This is a genomic window from Mesorhizobium sp. M7A.F.Ca.US.011.01.1.1, from assembly GCF_003998295.1.
Lineage (GTDB): Bacteria > Pseudomonadota > Alphaproteobacteria > Rhizobiales > Rhizobiaceae > Mesorhizobium.
On record NZ_RZRT01000024.1, the window covers coordinates 34,528 to 50,737 of the forward strand.

Annotated in this window: 16 protein-coding genes; 1 reads left to right on the forward strand and 15 read right to left on the reverse strand. The window is 61.9% G+C overall.

Annotated features, from left to right (window positions below; genetic code table 11):
* Nucleotides 1–14: 14 nt before the first annotated feature.
* The 13 genes from lpxB to EOA13_RS21030 all read right to left on the reverse strand — a co-directional run bounded on the left by lpxB (nucleotide 15) and on the right by EOA13_RS21030 (nucleotide 13,131).
* Nucleotides 15–1,193 (reverse strand): lipid-A-disaccharide synthase, encoded by a 1,179-nt coding sequence (gene lpxB / locus EOA13_RS20970; RefSeq protein WP_127295530.1) that lies wholly within the window; start codon nucleotides 1,191–1,193, stop codon nucleotides 15–17.
* Entirely contained in the window at nucleotides 1,186–2,103 is a 918-nt protein-coding gene (locus EOA13_RS20975; RefSeq protein ID WP_127295532.1) for an LpxI family protein, read from the reverse strand. Before EOA13_RS20975 ends, lpxB begins: the two co-directional genes overlap by 8 nt.
* Nucleotides 2,075–2,908, reverse strand: coding sequence for an acyl-ACP--UDP-N-acetylglucosamine O-acyltransferase (lpxA, locus tag EOA13_RS20980; RefSeq protein ID WP_127295534.1), 834 nt, complete (start codon nucleotides 2,906–2,908; stop codon nucleotides 2,075–2,077). Before lpxA ends, EOA13_RS20975 begins: the two co-directional genes overlap by 29 nt.
* Before the next feature lie 13 nt (nucleotides 2,909–2,921).
* Complete coding sequence (gene fabZ / locus EOA13_RS20985; RefSeq protein WP_013531753.1) at nucleotides 2,922–3,389, reverse strand: 3-hydroxyacyl-ACP dehydratase FabZ; 468 nt, start codon at nucleotides 3,387–3,389, stop codon at nucleotides 2,922–2,924.
* Nucleotides 3,382–4,440, reverse strand: coding sequence for a UDP-3-O-(3-hydroxymyristoyl)glucosamine N-acyltransferase (gene lpxD, locus EOA13_RS20990; RefSeq protein ID WP_027036658.1), 1,059 nt, complete (start codon nucleotides 4,438–4,440; stop codon nucleotides 3,382–3,384). The genes fabZ and lpxD overlap by 8 nt, the downstream gene beginning before the upstream one ends.
* 75 nt (nucleotides 4,441–4,515) lie before the next feature.
* Entirely contained in the window at nucleotides 4,516–6,885 is a 2,370-nt protein-coding gene (bamA, locus tag EOA13_RS20995; RefSeq protein WP_127295536.1) for an outer membrane protein assembly factor BamA, read from the reverse strand.
* Between the two features lie 217 nt (nucleotides 6,886–7,102).
* Nucleotides 7,103–8,245 carry an RIP metalloprotease RseP gene (gene rseP / locus EOA13_RS21000; protein ID WP_023812928.1) on the reverse strand — a complete coding sequence of 381 codons (1,143 nt, stop codon included), beginning with the start codon at nucleotides 8,243–8,245 and terminating at the stop codon, nucleotides 7,103–7,105.
* Between the two features lie 104 nt (nucleotides 8,246–8,349).
* Nucleotides 8,350–9,165: a phosphatidate cytidylyltransferase gene (locus EOA13_RS21005; RefSeq protein WP_127295538.1), complete on the reverse strand. Its 816-nt coding sequence runs from the start codon at nucleotides 9,163–9,165 to the stop codon at nucleotides 8,350–8,352.
* A complete protein-coding gene (locus EOA13_RS21010; RefSeq protein ID WP_127295540.1) occupies nucleotides 9,162–9,896 on the reverse strand; it encodes an isoprenyl transferase in 735 nt (244 codons plus the stop codon). The genes EOA13_RS21005 and EOA13_RS21010 overlap by 4 nt, the downstream gene beginning before the upstream one ends.
* 34 nt (nucleotides 9,897–9,930) lie before the next feature.
* Nucleotides 9,931–10,485 carry a ribosome recycling factor gene (gene frr / locus EOA13_RS21015; protein WP_013531759.1) on the reverse strand — a complete coding sequence of 185 codons (555 nt, stop codon included), beginning with the start codon at nucleotides 10,483–10,485 and terminating at the stop codon, nucleotides 9,931–9,933.
* 100 nt (nucleotides 10,486–10,585) lie between these two features.
* A complete protein-coding gene (gene pyrH / locus EOA13_RS21020; protein WP_013531760.1) occupies nucleotides 10,586–11,308 on the reverse strand; it encodes a UMP kinase in 723 nt (240 codons plus the stop codon).
* Nucleotides 11,309–11,456: 148 nt separating this feature from the next.
* On the reverse strand, nucleotides 11,457–12,563 hold the full coding sequence (locus EOA13_RS21025; RefSeq protein ID WP_127295542.1) for an aldo/keto reductase: 1,107 nt from the start codon (nucleotides 12,561–12,563) through the stop codon (nucleotides 11,457–11,459).
* Between the two features lie 40 nt (nucleotides 12,564–12,603).
* A complete protein-coding gene (locus tag EOA13_RS21030) occupies nucleotides 12,604–13,131 on the reverse strand; it encodes a nuclear transport factor 2 family protein (protein ID WP_127295544.1) in 528 nt (175 codons plus the stop codon).
* A 116-nt stretch (nucleotides 13,132–13,247) separates the two neighbouring features.
* On the opposite strand from EOA13_RS21030, the gene EOA13_RS21035 reads away from it, so the two are divergent.
* Nucleotides 13,248–14,174 carry a LysR family transcriptional regulator gene (locus tag EOA13_RS21035; RefSeq protein ID WP_127295546.1) on the forward strand — a complete coding sequence of 309 codons (927 nt, stop codon included), beginning with the start codon at nucleotides 13,248–13,250 and terminating at the stop codon, nucleotides 14,172–14,174.
* A gap of 21 nt (nucleotides 14,175–14,195) precedes the next feature.
* Here EOA13_RS21035 and tsf read toward each other — a convergent pair whose 3' ends face one another.
* Together tsf and rpsB are read right to left on the reverse strand one after the other, a co-directional pair.
* Nucleotides 14,196–15,116, reverse strand: a complete 921-nt coding sequence (gene tsf / locus EOA13_RS21040; RefSeq protein WP_023812936.1) for a translation elongation factor Ts — start codon at nucleotides 15,114–15,116, stop codon at nucleotides 14,196–14,198.
* Nucleotides 15,117–15,225: 109 nt separating this feature from the next.
* Nucleotides 15,226–16,014 carry a 30S ribosomal protein S2 gene (gene rpsB, locus EOA13_RS21045; RefSeq protein ID WP_023812937.1) on the reverse strand — a complete coding sequence of 263 codons (789 nt, stop codon included), beginning with the start codon at nucleotides 16,012–16,014 and terminating at the stop codon, nucleotides 15,226–15,228.
* Nucleotides 16,015–16,210: the final 196 nt, after the last annotated feature.

Consider the following 16,210-nt stretch of genomic DNA (forward strand, 5'->3'; position numbering starts at 1 on the left):
AACTTCCCTACTCCCTACTGACTATTCCCTCTCTTGATATACCGCATCACCACCTGCGCGGCGATCTCGCCGGACGGTCTATCCGTCGCCATGCGCCGCGTGATCTCTGCAAATCCATTCTTCTGCCAGGCGCGCATGCCGCTGTCGGCGAACAGGGCTTCCAATTGTCGGGCCAGATTGTTCGGCTTGATGTAGCCGTCGTAGAATTCCGGAATAAGCGCTCGATCCGATATCAGATTGGGCAGCAGCGCCGACCAGACGGAAACGAGGTACGGCGCCAAGACGCGCGCGACCGGGTCGAGCCTGTAGCAGGAAATCATCGGCACGCCGGCCAGCGCCAGTTCCAGCGATACCGTCCCGGACGCGATCAGCGCCGCATCGGCTTTGCCGAAAGCCTGCCATTTGCGCTGGGGGTCGACGATGATCTCAGGCTTTTCATCCCAGCGGTTGACGGAGGATTTGACGAGGTCGGCGACATGCGGAACGGTCGGTAGCAGCAGCCGTAGGCGGTGGCCACGCGCACGCAGAATCGACACCGTCTCGCCGAACGGGTCGAGCAGCCGCCGTACCTCGCCACGCCGCGAACCGGGCAGGACGAGCAGGGTCTTGACGCGATCAGGAGAAAGGTCGCGCGGCAGCTCCTGCGCCTTGGCTGCGGCCAGCAAGCCCGCATCGTGGGTCAGGCGATGCCCGACATAAGTGCCCGGTGGCCCGCCGAGCCGCTCGAGCTCCTTGACCTCGAAAGGCAGGATGCAGAGGATGTGGTCGACATAGGGCTTCATCGCCGCCGCCCTGCCCGGCCGCCACGCCCATACGCTCGGGCAGACATAGTGGATGATCGGAATCGACGGGTTGGCCGCACGCACCTTTTTGGCGACGCGCAACGAAAAGTCCGGACTGTCGATGGTGACAAGGCAGTCCGGCTTTTCGTCGGCAACGGTCTTGGCCAGTTGGCTGATCCGCCGTATCAGGCGCGGCAGGTCGCGCAGGACGGCACTGAACCCCATGAGGGCGATCTCACCGGCATCGAATGGCGAGACCAGTCCCAGCGCCTGCAAATGACGGCCGCCGAGGCCGACGAGTTGCACCTCGCGCCCGGCCGCCTGCCTGAGCGAGCGTACTATGTCGGCGCCGAGCAGGTCGCCGGACTCCTCTCCGGCAACGATCGCGATCTTCAATGCCCTGTCAGCCATTGCGCGGCTCCGTGGCGATAGGCAGGCCAAGGACGAACAGGCCGAGTGCATTGGCGCGTGCGATGGTTTCAGGACCTTCGAGGATCAGCGAGCGTCCCGCCTCGACGGCAATGCCGGCGAGCCCGGCCGCGTGCGCTGCCTCGACCGTCTGCGGACCGATGGATGGAAGATCGGCGCGCAGTTCCTGACCAGGCTTGGCGCACTTGACGAGGACGCCGCGGGTCTTGCCCGCAATACGGCCGTGGCCGCGCAGCAGCTTCGCACGATCAAGCAGGCCGGCTGTTCCTTCGATGCCTTCCAGCGCGATTGCCCGGCCGCCAACGGCGATCGCCGCCTGGCCGACATCCAGCGCCCCGATGGCCTTTGCTGCCGCAAGGCCCGCCTCAATATCGCGCCAGTCCAATTTTCGCGGTTCGGCCTTGGTCAGCACGCCTTCGGCGGCGACAAGATTCGGCACGACTTCGTGGGCGCCAACGACCTTTATTCCACGCGCTTCGAGGCCCCGTGCCAAGATCTTTAGAAGACCATCATCGCCACGCGCGAGCGCCATGACGACCAAAGGAATCACCGCGAGCAGGCTGAGACTGGGGCGCAGCGCAAGCAATCGCGGCCGGCGCTTGATCTCGCCTGCAAGCACCAGATGGGTGATCCGGTGCCGCCGCAGCAATGGGACGAGCGAGCCTATACCTTCCAGAGCGAGGTTTTCGTGATCGTATCGGGAGAGTTCCGCGATGCGGTCGACTTCGCCTTCCATCAGGATGACGAAGGGCGGATAACCTTGTTCAGCCGAACCGGCCGCGACTTCGACCGGCAGACTGCCGCCGCCGGCAATGATGCCGACCCTGGAGCCCGGCGGAAGATCAAGACGCGCTGCCGCTGTCTCAGTCTTCGTCATCGACATCGTCGCCATCGCCGCCCTTGAGCGACGGCACAGCATAGTGCCGCTTGCCGCGACTGGTGATGAAATCGATGATCTTCATGGCGGTCGGCGACGACGCGAACTCCGCTTTGGCGAATTCGATGTTCTCGCCAACGGTGCGGGAACGATCGAAGATCATCCTGTAAGCCTTGCGCAGCACAAGGATTTCGGACCTCGGCAGGCCGGAGCGCTTGAGGCCGATGATGTTGAGACCGCGCAGGCTGGCGCGGTTGCCGACCGCGATGGCAAAGGGGATGACATCGCCGACGATCGCGGAGCAACCGCCCAGAAAGGCGTTGTCGCCGATGCGGACAAACTGATGCACTGCGGTCAGGCCGCCGATATAGACATTGTTGCCGACCTCGCAGTGGCCGCCCAGCGTTGCGCCATTGGCGAACGTCGCATTGTTGCCGACGACGCAATCATGGGCGATATGGGCGTAGGCAAGGAAATTGCCGTTGTCGCCGACCGTCGTTTCGCCGCGGCTGGAATCGGTGCCGAGATGAATGGTCACGCCTTCGCGGATCGTGCAGTTCCTGCCGATGACCAAGGTGGTGCGGCCGCCCTTGTGCTTGGTGTTCTGCGGCGGTGCGCCCAATGTCGCCATCGGATAGACCTTGGTCGAGGCACCGATCGACGTCGCGCCCATCACCGAGACATGACTGACCAGTTCGACGTCGTCGCCGATCACCACATCGGCGCCGACATGGCAGAACGGCCCGATGCGCGCGCCTTGGCCGATTTGGGCGCCTTCCTCGACAATGGAGGAAGCATGAATGGATGTCTTGATTTTCATAAGCACTCGATCGTCAGTCGCTGGTGACCATCATGGCTGAAATCTCGGCCTCGGCCGCCTTGGCGCCGTCGACCATGGCTTCACAAGCGAATTTGAGCAGGTTGCCGCGTTTCTTGATTTTCTTGACATAGATCTTCAACTGGTCGCCGGGAACGACCGGTTTGCGGAATTTGGCGTTGTCGATGGTCAGGAAATAGACCAGCGACGGCTTTTCGGTACCCAGGCTGCGGATGCAGATGGCGCCGGCCGTCTGCGCCATCGCCTCAACGATGAGCACACCCGGCATGACCGGCTGCTCAGGGAAATGGCCCTGAAAATGCGGCTCGTTTATGGTCACGTTCTTGATGCCGATGGCGGATTCGTCGCCATCGATGTCGACGATACGATCGATCATCAGGAACGGATAGCGGTGCGGCAGGAGCTTCATCAGCCCCATGATGTCGACCGCTTCCAGCGTCGTCGACGCGATCATGTCAGCCATTGCCTCCCTCGCCCTGTTTGCGGGTCCTGGCGAGCTTGCGCAGCATGGCTATCTCCCGCATGGCTTCCGCCATCGGCTGTGCCGGATAGCCGCCCCAGATCTCGCCTGCAGGGACATTGCTCATAAATCCACTTCTGGCGGCAAGCTTGGCCCCTGTCCCTATGGTCAGGTGATCCGCAAGCCCGACGCCGCCGCCCATGGTGACATTGTCACCCACGACCACAGAACCCGAAATACCCGAAAGCCCGGCTATTATGCAATTGCGGCCGATGCGGACGTTATGAGCGATCTGCACGAGATTGTCGATCTTGGTGCCTTGACCGATGATCGTATCGGACATGGCGCCGCGATCGACGGTGGTGTTGGAGCCGATCTCGACGTCGTCCTGAATAACGACACGGCCGATCTGCGGCACGCGTTCGGGACCCTTGGCCCCACCAACGAACCCAAAACCATCCTGGCCTATCCTGGCTCCGCCGTGAATGATGACCCGATTGCCGATCAAGGCATACTGGATGCTGGCGCCTGGACCGACATAGCCGTCGCGGCCGATCTGGCAGGATTGTCCGATGACCGCATTTGGAGCGATGACAGTACCGCTGCCGATCGAAGCACCTGGCCCGATAACCGCGCCGGCCTCGATGACGGCACCGGCTTCGACATGCGCGGTCGCATCGACATGAGCGTGCGGCGAGACGCCGGTTTCACTGGTCATCGGCCCTGGTGTCGCCGCCCTCGGAAACAGCAGCCGTCCGATCAGCGCGAAGGCCTGTTGCGGACGCGGATGAATGAGAACGGCAACGCTTGCCGGCGCCTTGCCGGCAAATTCCGCCGGGCACAGGACCGCGGCTGCCCGCAGCGACGGCATCAGCGCGGAATTGCGCTTGCCGTCGACAAAGACGAGCGCATTCTCGCCGCCCTCGCTGGCCGGCGCGAGCGCTTCGATCGAAATATCGGAGTGGCCGGAATCGACGAGCACCGAGCCGGTCAGATTCGCGACTTCGCCCGCCGTATACCGGCGTGATGGCGCGAAGAACACCGGATCGGTCATTCCAGAAGCTATATCCAGCTAGGTCGGAACATTTCCCCCGGGCCTGATAGACCCGGGAGCATCGTTAACCGCCGATCAGAAGCGGGTCGATATGCCGAAGTTGAATTCCTGCACGTCGTCGCGCGCTTCCTTCTTGACCGGGATCGCATAGTCGATACGGATCGGACCGAACGGCGACGCCCACATCAGGCCGAGGCCGACCGAGGCACGCAACTTCATGCCGACCGAGTCCTGAACGACTCCAGCGGTGTCGACCTTGCTGCCATAGAGCGTTGCCGCATCCGCGAAGACGGCGCCACGCAGGCCGAAGCTCTCCGGCACGACCGGCAACGGGAACTGGGCTTCTGCGGAGGCATTGAAATAGGTCGTGCCGCCGAGATGGTCGCCCGTATCAGTATCGACAGGACCGATGCCGCCATAGGCGAAGCCACGGATCATGCGATCGGTGCTCTGGAATTGATCGAAGATCCGCAGACCATCGCTGCCGTATCCTTCAACATGGCCAGCGCCACCTGAAACGAGCCCGACTAGGTCGTACTGCTCCGACAGCGTCTGGTAGATGCTGCCGCGCCCCGTGACCTTCACGAACTTGGCATCACCGCCGAGGCCTGCGACTTCCACCGTCGTGGTGGCGTAGATACCCTCGTGCGGGCTCTTCATATCGTCGATGGTGTTATAGACCAGCCCGAGGCTGACCGACGACTTGATCCAAGGGCTTTGTTCGATGCCGTCGAGGATAGCGGTGGAAACATCACAGCCGGCATCAGGAACCCCGTCGCCATTTGCATCGCAACTGTCATCCAGCTCATATTTCTCTTGCGAGATGTTATACGCCAACTGGGTCGAGATGCTGTCGGTGATCGGCAGACCGAAGCGCACCGTCGCACCCGTGGTATCGCTGTCGTAGTTGTCGTATTCCCTTGTCGATTTGAAAATGTCGAAACCGGCGGCAATGCGCCGTCCCAGGAAATAAGGCTCGGTGAAGGACAGGCTGTAGTCGCGTGAATTCTTGCCACCGCCCGCCGACAGCTTGATGAACTGGCCACGACCGAGGAAGTTGCGCTCGGTCACCGAGCCTTCGACCGACGGGCCGGCCGTGTCGCCACCGGTCGAATAACCAGCGCCGACCGAGAACTCGCCGGTCGATTTCTCGACCACATCGACCACCAGAACGACCTGGTCAGGCTGCGAGCCCGGCACGGTCGAGATGTCGACTTTCTCAAAGTAATTCAAGTTTTCCAAACGCTTCTTTGCACGCTGGATGAGAACCTGGTTGAAAGCGTCGCCTTCGCTGACGTCGAACTCGCGGCGAATGACATAGTCACGCGTGCGATCGTTGCCGCGGATCTCGATGCGTTCGATATAGGCCTTGGTGCCCTGGTCGATCGTATAGACCACCGAAATGGTGTGGTTCTCGAAATTGCGGTCGCCGCGCGGCGTGACCTGCGCGAAGGCATAGCCGGAACCGGCCACCTTTTCGGTCAGCGCGATGATGGAATCCTCGACGTTCTTGGCGTTGTAGACGTCACCCTTGTGGGTCTCGATCACCGATTCCAGCGACTTGCCGTCGACTTCAGGGATCGAGCTCTCGACGCTGACATCACCGAAGGTGTAGCGGTCGCCTTCCTGGACGGTGATGGTCACCGTGTACTTGTTCGTCGCGCTGTCGAGTTCACCGACAGCGGACACGACCTGGAAGTCGGCATAGCCGTGATTGTAGTAGAAGCGGCGCAGCAGCTCCTGGTCGGCGCGCAGCTTGTCGTCGTCATAGACGTCGTCGCGCAGGATGAACGAAACCCAGGACGAACGCTTGGTGTTGATGATATCCGACAGGCGGCGGCTGGAATAGGCGCTATTGCCAACGAAATTGATCGCCGCGATCTGCGTGCGATCGCCTTCAGCGACGTTGAAGACCACGTTCACGCGGTTGTCGCCAAGCTGCATGACCTGCGTGGTCACGGTCACATCGTCGCGACCAATGCGTTTGTAGGCTGCCTTGACCGATTCCACGTCGGCATCGAGCGTCGCCTGTGAGAACGTTCCGCGCGGCTTCAGCTGCACCGCCGCCGCAAGCGCATTGTCCTTGAGCTTCTTGTTGTTCTGGAACAAAACCTGGTTGACAACCTGGTATTCGGCAACCTTGACCACCAGCGTCGAGCCGACCTGGTTGATCTGCACGTCCGAAAACAGGCCTGTGCCGAAGAGCGCCTTGACCGCACCGTCGATATCGGAACTGGAGAAAGCCTTGCCCGGCTTGATGGTGATGTAATTGCGGATGGTCTCAGCGTCGATACGCTGGTTGCCGCTCACTTCGACTCTGCTGACGACAGCGGCTTCAGCCGCCGATGTGGCAACGAACTGCACTGCGAGCGCGCCTGGCACGACCATGGCCGCGGACAGGGTCACCGCGGACGCGGCGCTTAGAAACTTGGATGCTGCCTTCATCGGGCTTAATAACCTTTTCTCGTAGTCCCCACGGCGAGAAAACCGGACGTGCGGTAATTTCCCCTACCGTATTAACCGGATTTTCCCTACACGCAAGGCTTCTGGTTAATTTGTATTTACTTAACCCTGCGGCGTGGCTTTCGCGTCACTCATATCCCCTTGCATGGTAAACGGCGTCTCAACATCGTCCATGCAGAAGCCAAATTTCTTCATGATTTCAGCACCCAAACAGATCGTTCCAAAAAACGAACCCCATGAAGCACAGCACCAGAAGCAACCCGGCCCGATAGGCCATTTCCATCATCCGTTCCGACACTGGACGGCGAATGACAGCCTCCACCCCGTAGAACAAGAGGTGACCGCCGTCGAGGGGGGGAATCGGCAAAAGGTTCAGAATTCCGATGCCAACGGATAGCAGTGCAACCAGCTGCACGAGCCATTCGAATCCCAGTTTCGCAGCCCTGCCCGCCATGTCGGCTATCTTCACCGGACCGCCCAGCTGACATTTGTCTTCGCGCCCGACAACAAAGCGCTGCAGGAACTGGCCGGTGCGCTGGATGACGTGACCGGTTTCCTCGACCGCCGCCGCGACCGCTCCGACCGGCGTGTAGGTGATGAGCCTCGGCTGGCCGAGTTCCTTGTTGTTGACGACACCGATCACGGCGACCTTGACCTTGTTGCCGAGCGCGTCTTCCTGTTCCATCAGCCGCGGCGCCGCGGTCACAGTGACCTCCTGGCCGTCGCGCAGCATGACGAAGGTGATTGCGTCGTCGGCACGGCCCGAGACCAGGCGTTGGACGTCGCCAAAGGTTTCGACCTTGTTGCCGTCGACGCTGACGAATCGGTCGCCGGGAAGAATGCCGGCCTTCGCCGCCGGGCTGTCGGCGGTCACCTCTGCCACCATGGGCTCGGCGACATAGCGGCCATAGGCGGTGAACAGCACGGAAAAGACGACGATCGTCAGCAGGAAATTGAACAACGGTCCGGCCACCACCGTTGCCGCGCGCTTCCAGATCGGCTGCGTGTGGAAGGCGACCTTGCGCTCTTCCTCGGTCAGCGTTTCAATTTCTTCCGACGTGGGCTGGCTCGATGTAGCGTTCATGTCGCCGACGAATTTTACATAGCCGCCAAGCGGTATCGCACACAGTTTCCAGCGCGTGCCGTGGCTGTCGTTGAAGCCGAAGAGTTCCGGGCCGAAGCCGATCGAGAAGGCCCTGACGCCGATGCCGCACCAGCGCCCGACAAGGTAATGGCCCATTTCATGGACGAACACGACCACTGTCAGCACGAAGAGGAATGGCACCAGCGTGCCCAGGACAAAGCCTTCTGTGCTGAAAAGCGCGTGAAGAATCTCGTTCAAGACAAACCCTCAAATTCTTCCACGGCGCAGACTGCGCCGTGACTGTGACACCAATCCGGGCGAATCCAAGGCGCACCGCGCAAAGGACCCTGAAATGACATCGCTCAAACGGGAAACAGACCCTGCGCCGGATGATCGGCGTTCGCCGAAATCCAGCCGATGACGTATAGGGCGAATGCCGCTGCGACAAGCCCGTCGATACGATCCATGACGCCGCCATGGCCCGGGATGAGCGCCCCCGAATCCTTGCGGCCATGGCGGCGCTTGATCCAGGATTCGAACAGGTCGCCTGCCTGCGAGACAATCGACAGCACGAGCGCGACCAAGCCGAGCAATACCAGATTGCCGACACCGGCAGCTGCGGCGAGGACCAGCCCGGCGACGACGCCGCCGACAGCGCCGCCGAGTGCGCCGCTGCGCGTCTTGCCGGGCGAGATAGAGGGCGCCAGTTTCGGGCCCCCAACGGCTCGGCCAACGAAATAGGCAAGGATATCGGTGGCCCAGACGACAGCGAACAGGAACAGGATGGCAATGAGGCCTGAATGATCGCCATCTCGCAGCAAGGCGAGCGACAGGCCTGAAACCGCGGCATAGGCAAGGCCGCTCGCATCCCATTGTCCGGTCTTGCGAACCGAGGCGGCTATCGCCGTTGCGGCAACAATGGCCGCCACAAGCGGCAGCAGCCAGGAGGCGGCCAACCCGCCAATCAAGGCGCCAATGAAGACAACCAGCAGGGCTTCCGGCAGGAAACCCAGACCCGTTGCCCCGGTTGGCCGCGACATGCGGGTCCATTCATAGAAGATCGCCGCTACGATCACGGCACACAGCAGCCGGAACGGCAAACCGCCGATCCAGGTCAAGCCGAGAGTGATGATGGCGAGCACGATCGCCGAAACGATACGCAGTTGAAGATTGCTCATCCCGCGGCCGGTCGCGAAGCGACGTCCTGGCCTCCAAGTCCGCCGAAACGGCGTTCGCGGCCAGCAAACTCACGCAAAGCTTCCGCAAGGTGCTCGCGGCTGAAGTCGGGCCAATAGCAAGGCAGGAAGACGAGTTCGCTATAGGCGGCTTGCCACAGAAGGAAGTTCGACAGCCGGAGCTCGCCGCTGGTGCGGATGACCAGTTCCGGGTCGGGAATGCCTTGCGTATCAAGCGCGCCGGCAAAGCTTTCGGCTGATATCGACTCGGCGTCGAGTTCGCCACGCGCCACGGCCGCCGCAAGCTTTTGCGCCGTGCGAACGATTTCGTCTCGTCCGCCATAGTTGAAGGCGATCACCAGCGTCAGCGATTCGTTTGCGGCCGTCAGCGTTTCGGCCTCATCGAGCAGTCCCCTGATATCAGACTGCAGCCCTGCCCGGTCGCCGATGATTCTAACTCGCACACCGCTCTGGTGCAGTTCGGCAAGGTCACGGCGGATGAACATTTTCAAGAGGCCCATCAGGTCGCTGACCTCGGACTTCGGCCGCGACCAATTCTCCGACGAGAAAGCATAGACGGTCAGGTAGGAAATGCCGAGCCCAGGTGCCGCGCGCACCGTCTTGCGCAGCGCCTCGACACCGGCACGGTGGCCCGCAAGACGGGGCATGCCTCGCGCCTTGGCCCAGCGTCCGTTTCCGTCCATGATGATCGCGACATGCGCGGGCGTTGCCATGTTCTCGCTTTCGGGTCAGCCGGCGGCCATGACCCTAAACCTGCATGATTTCAGCTTCCTTATCGGAAAGCAGGTGGTCGATGGTGCTGATCGTCTCGTCGGTAAGTTTCTGGACCTGGTCCGAGCGCTTGCGCTGATCGTCTTCGCTGATGTCGCCGTCCTTCTCCGCCTTCTTCAGGAAGTCCATGCCGTCGCGGCGCACATGGCGCGCGGCGACACGGGCGTTCTCGGCGTAGGTGTGCGAGATCTTGACCAGTTCCTTGCGGCGCTGTTCGTTAAGTTCGGGAAGTGGAATCCTGAGATTGGTGCCGTCCACGATCGGGTTGAACCCCAAATTGGATTCGCGGATCGCGCGGTCGACCGCGCCAACCATCGACTTGTCCCATACCGATACCGAGATCATGCGCGGCTCCGGCACCGAGACGTTGGCGACCTGATTGATCGGCATGGTGGTGCCGTAGGCCTGCACCTGGATCGCATCGAGCAGATTGCTGGAGGCGCGACCGGTCCGCAGCGAGGCCAGATCATGCTTGAACGCGGCAATAGCCCCATCCATGCGCCGCTTGAGATCGTCGTACTCACCACTCATCTTTATCTCCTCGACCCGTCTAATGCGGGCTCACTGCTTCGGGGCCGTCTTCGAATCGAACTTTCGAAAACCGGCTTCCCTTTTCGGGTCAGGTCGCCGATCAATCGTCCGCGACGACCGTGCAGCGGCCGCCGCCCCTCAGAATATCGCCGAAACCACCTTTTTCGTGGATCGAATAGACGATTATCGGAATGTTGTTTTCGCGCGCAAGTGCAATCGCAGCAGTATCCATGATGGAAAGGCCGCGATTTATGACTTCGCCATGGCTGATGCGCTCGAAACGCGTCGCATTCGGGTCCTTCTTCGGGTCCGCCGAGTAGACGCCGTCGACCTGAGTGCCCTTGAACAGCGCGTCGGCGCCGATTTCAGCGGCGCGAAGGGCTGCGGCCGAATCAGTGGTGAAGAATGGATTGCCGGTGCCGCCGGCAAAGATCACCACCTTGCCCTGGTTCATGTAGGCGGTCGCCTGGCGCTGCGAAAAGCTCTCGCAAAGTTCGGGCATGGCGATCGCCGAAAGCACCACGGCGTCGACGCCGATCTTGTTCAATGACGTGCGCAGCGCCAGCGAGTTGATCACCGTGGCCAGCATGCCCATGTGGTCGCCGGTGACACGGTCGCCGCCCTTGGAGGCAACGGCCACGCCGCGAAAGATGTTGCCGCCGCCGATGACGACGCCGACCTCGATGCCCAATGCGCGCGCCTCGGCGATGTCGCCGGCGATGCGATCCACCACTGACACGTCGATGCCGAAATGCTGCTCGCCCATCAACGCTTCGCCCGACGCTTTCAGCAAGACACGTCGGTAGAGGGGCTTCACCGTCATCTGGGCCTCTTCATTTTGCGTGTGGCGCGTTCCAGGTGGCTACCCTCGCGCTAGTGCCGCCTCGAAACAATGGCGTTCCGATACACGAAGGGCGCCGCGATGTCACGCGGCGCCCAAACGGCAAATTGCCGGTTTCCCGTACCATCAATCAATTGGTGGACACGCTGGCCGACTCTCCTTCGATAAGCACCGGTGACGCGTAGTTGGAGGGCTTGTCGCCGGTTGTCGCGCCGCCGGTAACGCGCGCCTGTATCTGCGAACCGAAATAGGAATAGGGAAACGGCGCTGGAGTTCTGCTGGCTCTCTCCAGCCGGTCGCGATGCGCTTTCGGAATCTCGAAATCCAGCGCGCCAAGATTGTCATGCATTTGGCTGAGCGTCGTCGCACCGAGGATGACGGTTGCGATCCCCGGCTGCGTCGCCACCCAGTTGAGCGCGACCTGAGGCATGCTGCGGCCGATCTCGGATGCGACCTTCTCGAGTTCGGCCACGATAGCCCAGTTGCGTTGCGTGAACTTTTGGAAACCCGGATGCGTCGAGTTGCGAAATCCGTCGAGGCGGCCGTTTCCGGTCTGGGCCGGTCGATACTTGCCGCTCAGCAAACCGCTGGCCAGCGGGCTCCACACCATGATGCCGGCGCCATGGCGCGTGCCGAATGGCACGAACTCGTTCTCGATCGCGCGTTCGGCCAGCGAATATTCGAGCTGTAGCGCCGAAACCGGCTCATATCCTCGCAATTCGGCGATCGCCTGTGCGCGACCCGCGTACCAGGCGGGCACATCGGAAAGTCCCACATGGCGAATCTTGCCCATCCGAACCAGGTCGTCCAGCGTGCGCATGACCTCTTCAGCCGGGGTCAGCCTGTCCCAGACATGCATGAGATAGAGATCGATATAGTCGGTCCCCAACCGTTTCAGCGAAGCATCGACGGCCCGCATTATGTTCTTGCGGCCGTTGCCGCCAGCATTCGGATTGCCGGGCTGCATGTTCATGGTGAACTTGCTGGCGATCACCGCCGTGTCGCGCAGCCCGCGCTCGGCGATGAATTCACCAAGCCAGGCTTCGGCCGTGCCGTCTGTGTAGAGATCCGCCGTGTCGAAGAAATTGCCGCGCGCCTCGACATAGGCGTCGAAAATCGCCCGCGCCGTATCCCTGTCGGCTCCCCAGCCCCATTCCTTGCCGAAAGTCATCGTGCCCAGTGCCAGTCGGCTGACCCTGAGGCCGCTGTTGCCAAGAGTGTAGTAGGTCATGGTCATGATCGTCTTCCAATGCTTGGTGATAGATACCCCCCGCGCGTCACTGGCCCGGAGTGTTCTTGACCCAGGGATTGCCGCGCTCGTGTGTCATGTGGAACGCGAAGCCATCGACCTTCCAGCCATCCGCAAAACGCGTCAGGTGATGCTCATAGGTGCCCCAGACCTCCCAAAGCGGGTCGCCATTGCCTTCCATCCGGTTCCAAGCATAGCCGTTCGACAGGACAGTCGCCGTGTCCGCCTTGAGAACGATCTGGTGATTGGTGCGCAGATGCAGGCTTGTCTTGTTGCCCTTGAGGTTGGCCGCCCAAGCGCCAATCAGATCGTCGGAGGCGATGTTGGCCGCTGGCTGTCCGGAGAGACTGCTGAAGTCGGCGGTGATCCGATCCGCAAAATAGCCGCGTGCAAGTTTCCAGTCCTGGGCGTCGACGGCCCGGTCGATGGCATCGGCAATGCGAATGACCGCGCGTTCGTCTGCGAGGGCCCGCCAGTCTGATGGCTCCGTCCCACCGGCATCCATCGGCGCCAACGCCATGCCTGCCGTGAAAGTTACGTGCTTTAACGTGTTCATGTCTCGTCTCCTCAGTGCCATCAGCCGATCGCCGGTGAGTTGGCGACAATGTGGACCACCGCCTTGGCATCGATAAGGTTGCATTGTTCGCAAAGACCATGCGATATCATTCATGAATGGATCGCGATCTGCTCAGCCATCTTCCGGTCGTGGTCGCCGTTGCGCGGCGTGGCGGCTTCGCGCTTGCCGCCGCCGAACTCGGCATGAGCCCTTCGGCGGTCAGCCATGCGGTGCGCATTGTCGAAGAGCGGATCGGCCAGCCCTTGTTCGCCCGCACGACGCGCAGCGTTTCGCTCACCGAGGCCGGCAAGGCGCTGGTGGAAACGGCGGCTCCGGCCCTCCAGGATATTGCCGAGCGGATGGACCGCATCCGCAGCGTCAAAGGCAGGCCGTCTGGCCTGCTCAGGATCAACGCCTCCAACATAGCGATACCATTGGCGGTGACTCCGGTGGTCGCGGCGATGGCCGAGCGCTATCCGGAGGTTACGGTCGAGGTCTTCGCTGACCAGGGTCTGGTTGATATCGTCGGCGAAGGCTTCGATGCCGGCGTCCGGCTTGGCGAGATGATCGCTCAGGACATGGTTGCGGTCCGGCTGACGCCGCCATTCTCCGTCGTAATCGTCGCCTCGCCCGCCTATATCGGAAGGCACGGCCGTCCCGGCGGCGTTGCCGACCTGGCGAACCACAATTGTATCGGCTACCGGCTCGTCCGCTCCGGCGCACTCTATCGCTGGGATTTGATCGAGGATGGCAAGGACATCGCCATGGAGACGCGGGGCAGCGTTGTCGTGACGGATTCGCTCGCAGCAATCGATCTTGCGCTTGCAGGCGTCGGGCTTGCCTATGTGTTCGAGCCGCTGGCGCGCGCCGATCTTGCCGCGGGCCGCCTCGTCCAGGTGCTGCCGCAGACGGCGATCGAGGAACCGGGGCTATTCCTCTATTTCCCTCGCCGGGCGGCGATGGCGCCGAAGCTCAGGGCCTTTATCGACACCGCACAAGAAATCGGCCGGGCCTCCTTGCGGACACCCGGCCGAGTTGCCTGAGTTCGTGAGCCCTGGAAAGGGCTATTTCTTGACCGCTGCAGCGACTTCCGCGGCGAAATCGGTCTCTTCCTTCTCGATGCCCTCGCCCAGCGCAAAGCGCAGGTAGGCGGTGATCTTGGCCGGCGCACCGATCTCCTTCTCGGCATCCTTCAGCGCCTTCTCGACAGTGATGTCGGGATTGAGCACGAAGGCCTGCTTCAGGAGCACGACTTCCTCGTAGAACTTGCGCAGACGGCCCTCGACCATCTTCTCGATGATCGCTTCCGGCTTGCCGGACTGGCGCGCCTGGTCGGAGAAGATCGCCTTCTCGCGTTCGACCGCGGCCGGATCGATCTGCTCTGCGGTCAGCGCCAGAGGGTTGGTGGCGGCAACATGCATGGCCACCTGGCGGCCAAAGGCGTTGGCGGCATGCTCATTGCCCGTGGTCTCGATCGCGACCAGCACGCCGAGCTTGCCAAGGCCGTCGGCAACCGCGTTGTGAACGTAGGTAGCGACAGCGCCGTGCGGAACGGTGAGCTTGGCCGAGCGGCGGAAGCCCATGTTTTCGCCGATGGTGCCGACAGCGTCCTTGATGGTGTCGGCAACCGACTTGTCGGACCCCGGATACTTTGCGGCGGCCACAGCCTCCGTCGTGCCATAAGCCAGCGCAACCTTGGCAACGTTGGCGACGATTTCCTGAAACGCGGCGTTGCGGGCCACGAAGTCGGTCTCGGAATTGACTTCCACGACGGCAGCTTCGCGCACGCCATTGTCGACGCCGATCAGACCTTCAGCCGCGGTGCGGCCAGCCTTCTTGTCGGCCTTGGAGATACCCTTCTTGCGCAGCCAGTCGACGGCCTCTTCCATGTTGCCGTTGGTCTCGGTCAACGCGGCCTTGCAATCCATCATGCCCGCGCCGGTCAAGTCGCGGAGTTCTTTGACCTGTGCAGCCGAAATGCTCATTGTCGCCTCTTTGTTTTAAATGCACCGACGCACCATCGGTATTCGATGGTGCGTCTGTTTAGCGTGCCAGAATATGAGAAAGATGAAGGCCGCAACCGGCCTTCGATTATCAAGCTTCGGGAGCTTCCGACGCCGGGGCCGGAGCCGGGTCGAGCGCGGGTTCGACCGGAGCTTCGACCGAAGCGCCGATGTCGACGCCGAGCGCGCCCTGCTGGCGGGCGATGCCGTCGATCGCAGCCTTGGCGATCAGATCGCAATAGAGCTGGATGGCGCGGGCCGCGTCGTCATTGCCGGGGATCGGGAAGTCGATCTTGTCCGGATCGCAGTTCGAATCGATGATGGCGACGACCGGGATGCCGAGGCGCTTGGCCTCGAGGATGGCGATCGCTTCCTTGTTGGTGTCGATGACGAACATCAGGTCGGGCGTCGAGCCCATGTCCTTGATGCCGCCCAGCGCCTTGTCGAGCTTCTCGCGCTCGCGGTCGAGGTTCAGGCGTTCCTTCTTGGTCAACCCTTGCGCCTCGCCGGCCAGCATCTCGTCGAGCTTGCGCAGGCGTTGGATCGAATTCGAGATCGTCTTCCAGTTGGTCAGCATGCCGCCGAGCCAACGCGAGTTGACATAATACTGAGCCGAACGCTGTGCCGCGTCGGCGACGATGTCGGAGGCCTGGCGCTTGGTGCCGACGAACAGCACGCGGCCACCCTTGGCGACGGTGTCGGAAACCTGCTTCAGCGCCTGGTGCAGCAAAGGCACCGTCTGCGACAGATCGATGATGTGGATGTTGTTGCGGGCGCCATAGATGTAGGGCGCCATCTTCGGGTTCCAGCGGTGGGTCTGGTGGCCGAAGTGAATGCCAGCTTCCAAAAGCTGGCGCATGCTGAAATCAGGCAGTGCCATTCAAAGTTCCTTTCCGGTTAGCCTCCACGGACACAGGCATTTTTGGACTTTGTCCTCGAACGCCACCGGAGGTTTCAGCCGGATTTCTCCCGGGCAGACACCAAAGTCCGTGTGTGGAATGAGCGCGCATATAGAGGGGATGCGCGATAAACGCAAGCGCCGCGGGATCCGTGGTGCTGCGTGCGACGATCCGCGC

Bases quoted from the DNA above. Each gene is read 5' to 3' on its own strand.
- lpxB (WP_127295530.1), bottom strand. From the start codon at position 1,193: ATGGCTGACAGGGCATTGAAGATCGCGATCGTTGCCGGAGAGGAGTCC.
- EOA13_RS20975 (WP_127295532.1), bottom strand. From the start codon at position 2,103: ATGGCGACGATGTCGATGACGAAGACTGAGACAGCGGCAGCGCGTCTT.
- lpxA (WP_127295534.1), bottom strand. From the start codon at position 2,908: ATGAAAATCAAGACATCCATTCATGCTTCCTCCATTGTCGAGGAAGGC.
- fabZ (WP_013531753.1), bottom strand. From the start codon at position 3,389: ATGGCTGACATGATCGCGTCGACGACGCTGGAAGCGGTCGACATCATG.
- lpxD (WP_027036658.1), bottom strand. From the start codon at position 4,440: ATGACCGATCCGGTGTTCTTCGCGCCATCACGCCGGTATACGGCGGGC.
- bamA (WP_127295536.1), bottom strand. From the start codon at position 6,885: ATGAAGGCAGCATCCAAGTTTCTAAGCGCCGCGTCCGCGGTGACCCTG.
- EOA13_RS21005 (WP_127295538.1), bottom strand. From the start codon at position 9,165: ATGAGCAATCTTCAACTGCGTATCGTTTCGGCGATCGTGCTCGCCATC.
- EOA13_RS21010 (WP_127295540.1), bottom strand. From the start codon at position 9,896: ATGGCAACGCCCGCGCATGTCGCGATCATCATGGACGGAAACGGACGC.
- frr (WP_013531759.1), bottom strand. From the start codon at position 10,485: ATGAGTGGTGAGTACGACGATCTCAAGCGGCGCATGGATGGGGCTATT.
- pyrH (WP_013531760.1), bottom strand. From the start codon at position 11,308: ATGACGGTGAAGCCCCTCTACCGACGTGTCTTGCTGAAAGCGTCGGGC.
- EOA13_RS21025 (WP_127295542.1), bottom strand. From the start codon at position 12,563: ATGACCATGACCTACTACACTCTTGGCAACAGCGGCCTCAGGGTCAGC.
- EOA13_RS21030 (WP_127295544.1), bottom strand. From the start codon at position 13,131: ATGAACACGTTAAAGCACGTAACTTTCACGGCAGGCATGGCGTTGGCG.
- EOA13_RS21035 (WP_127295546.1), top strand. From the start codon at position 13,248: ATGGATCGCGATCTGCTCAGCCATCTTCCGGTCGTGGTCGCCGTTGCG.
- tsf (WP_023812936.1), bottom strand. From the start codon at position 15,116: ATGAGCATTTCGGCTGCACAGGTCAAAGAACTCCGCGACTTGACCGGC.
- rpsB (WP_023812937.1), bottom strand. From the start codon at position 16,014: ATGGCACTGCCTGATTTCAGCATGCGCCAGCTTTTGGAAGCTGGCATT.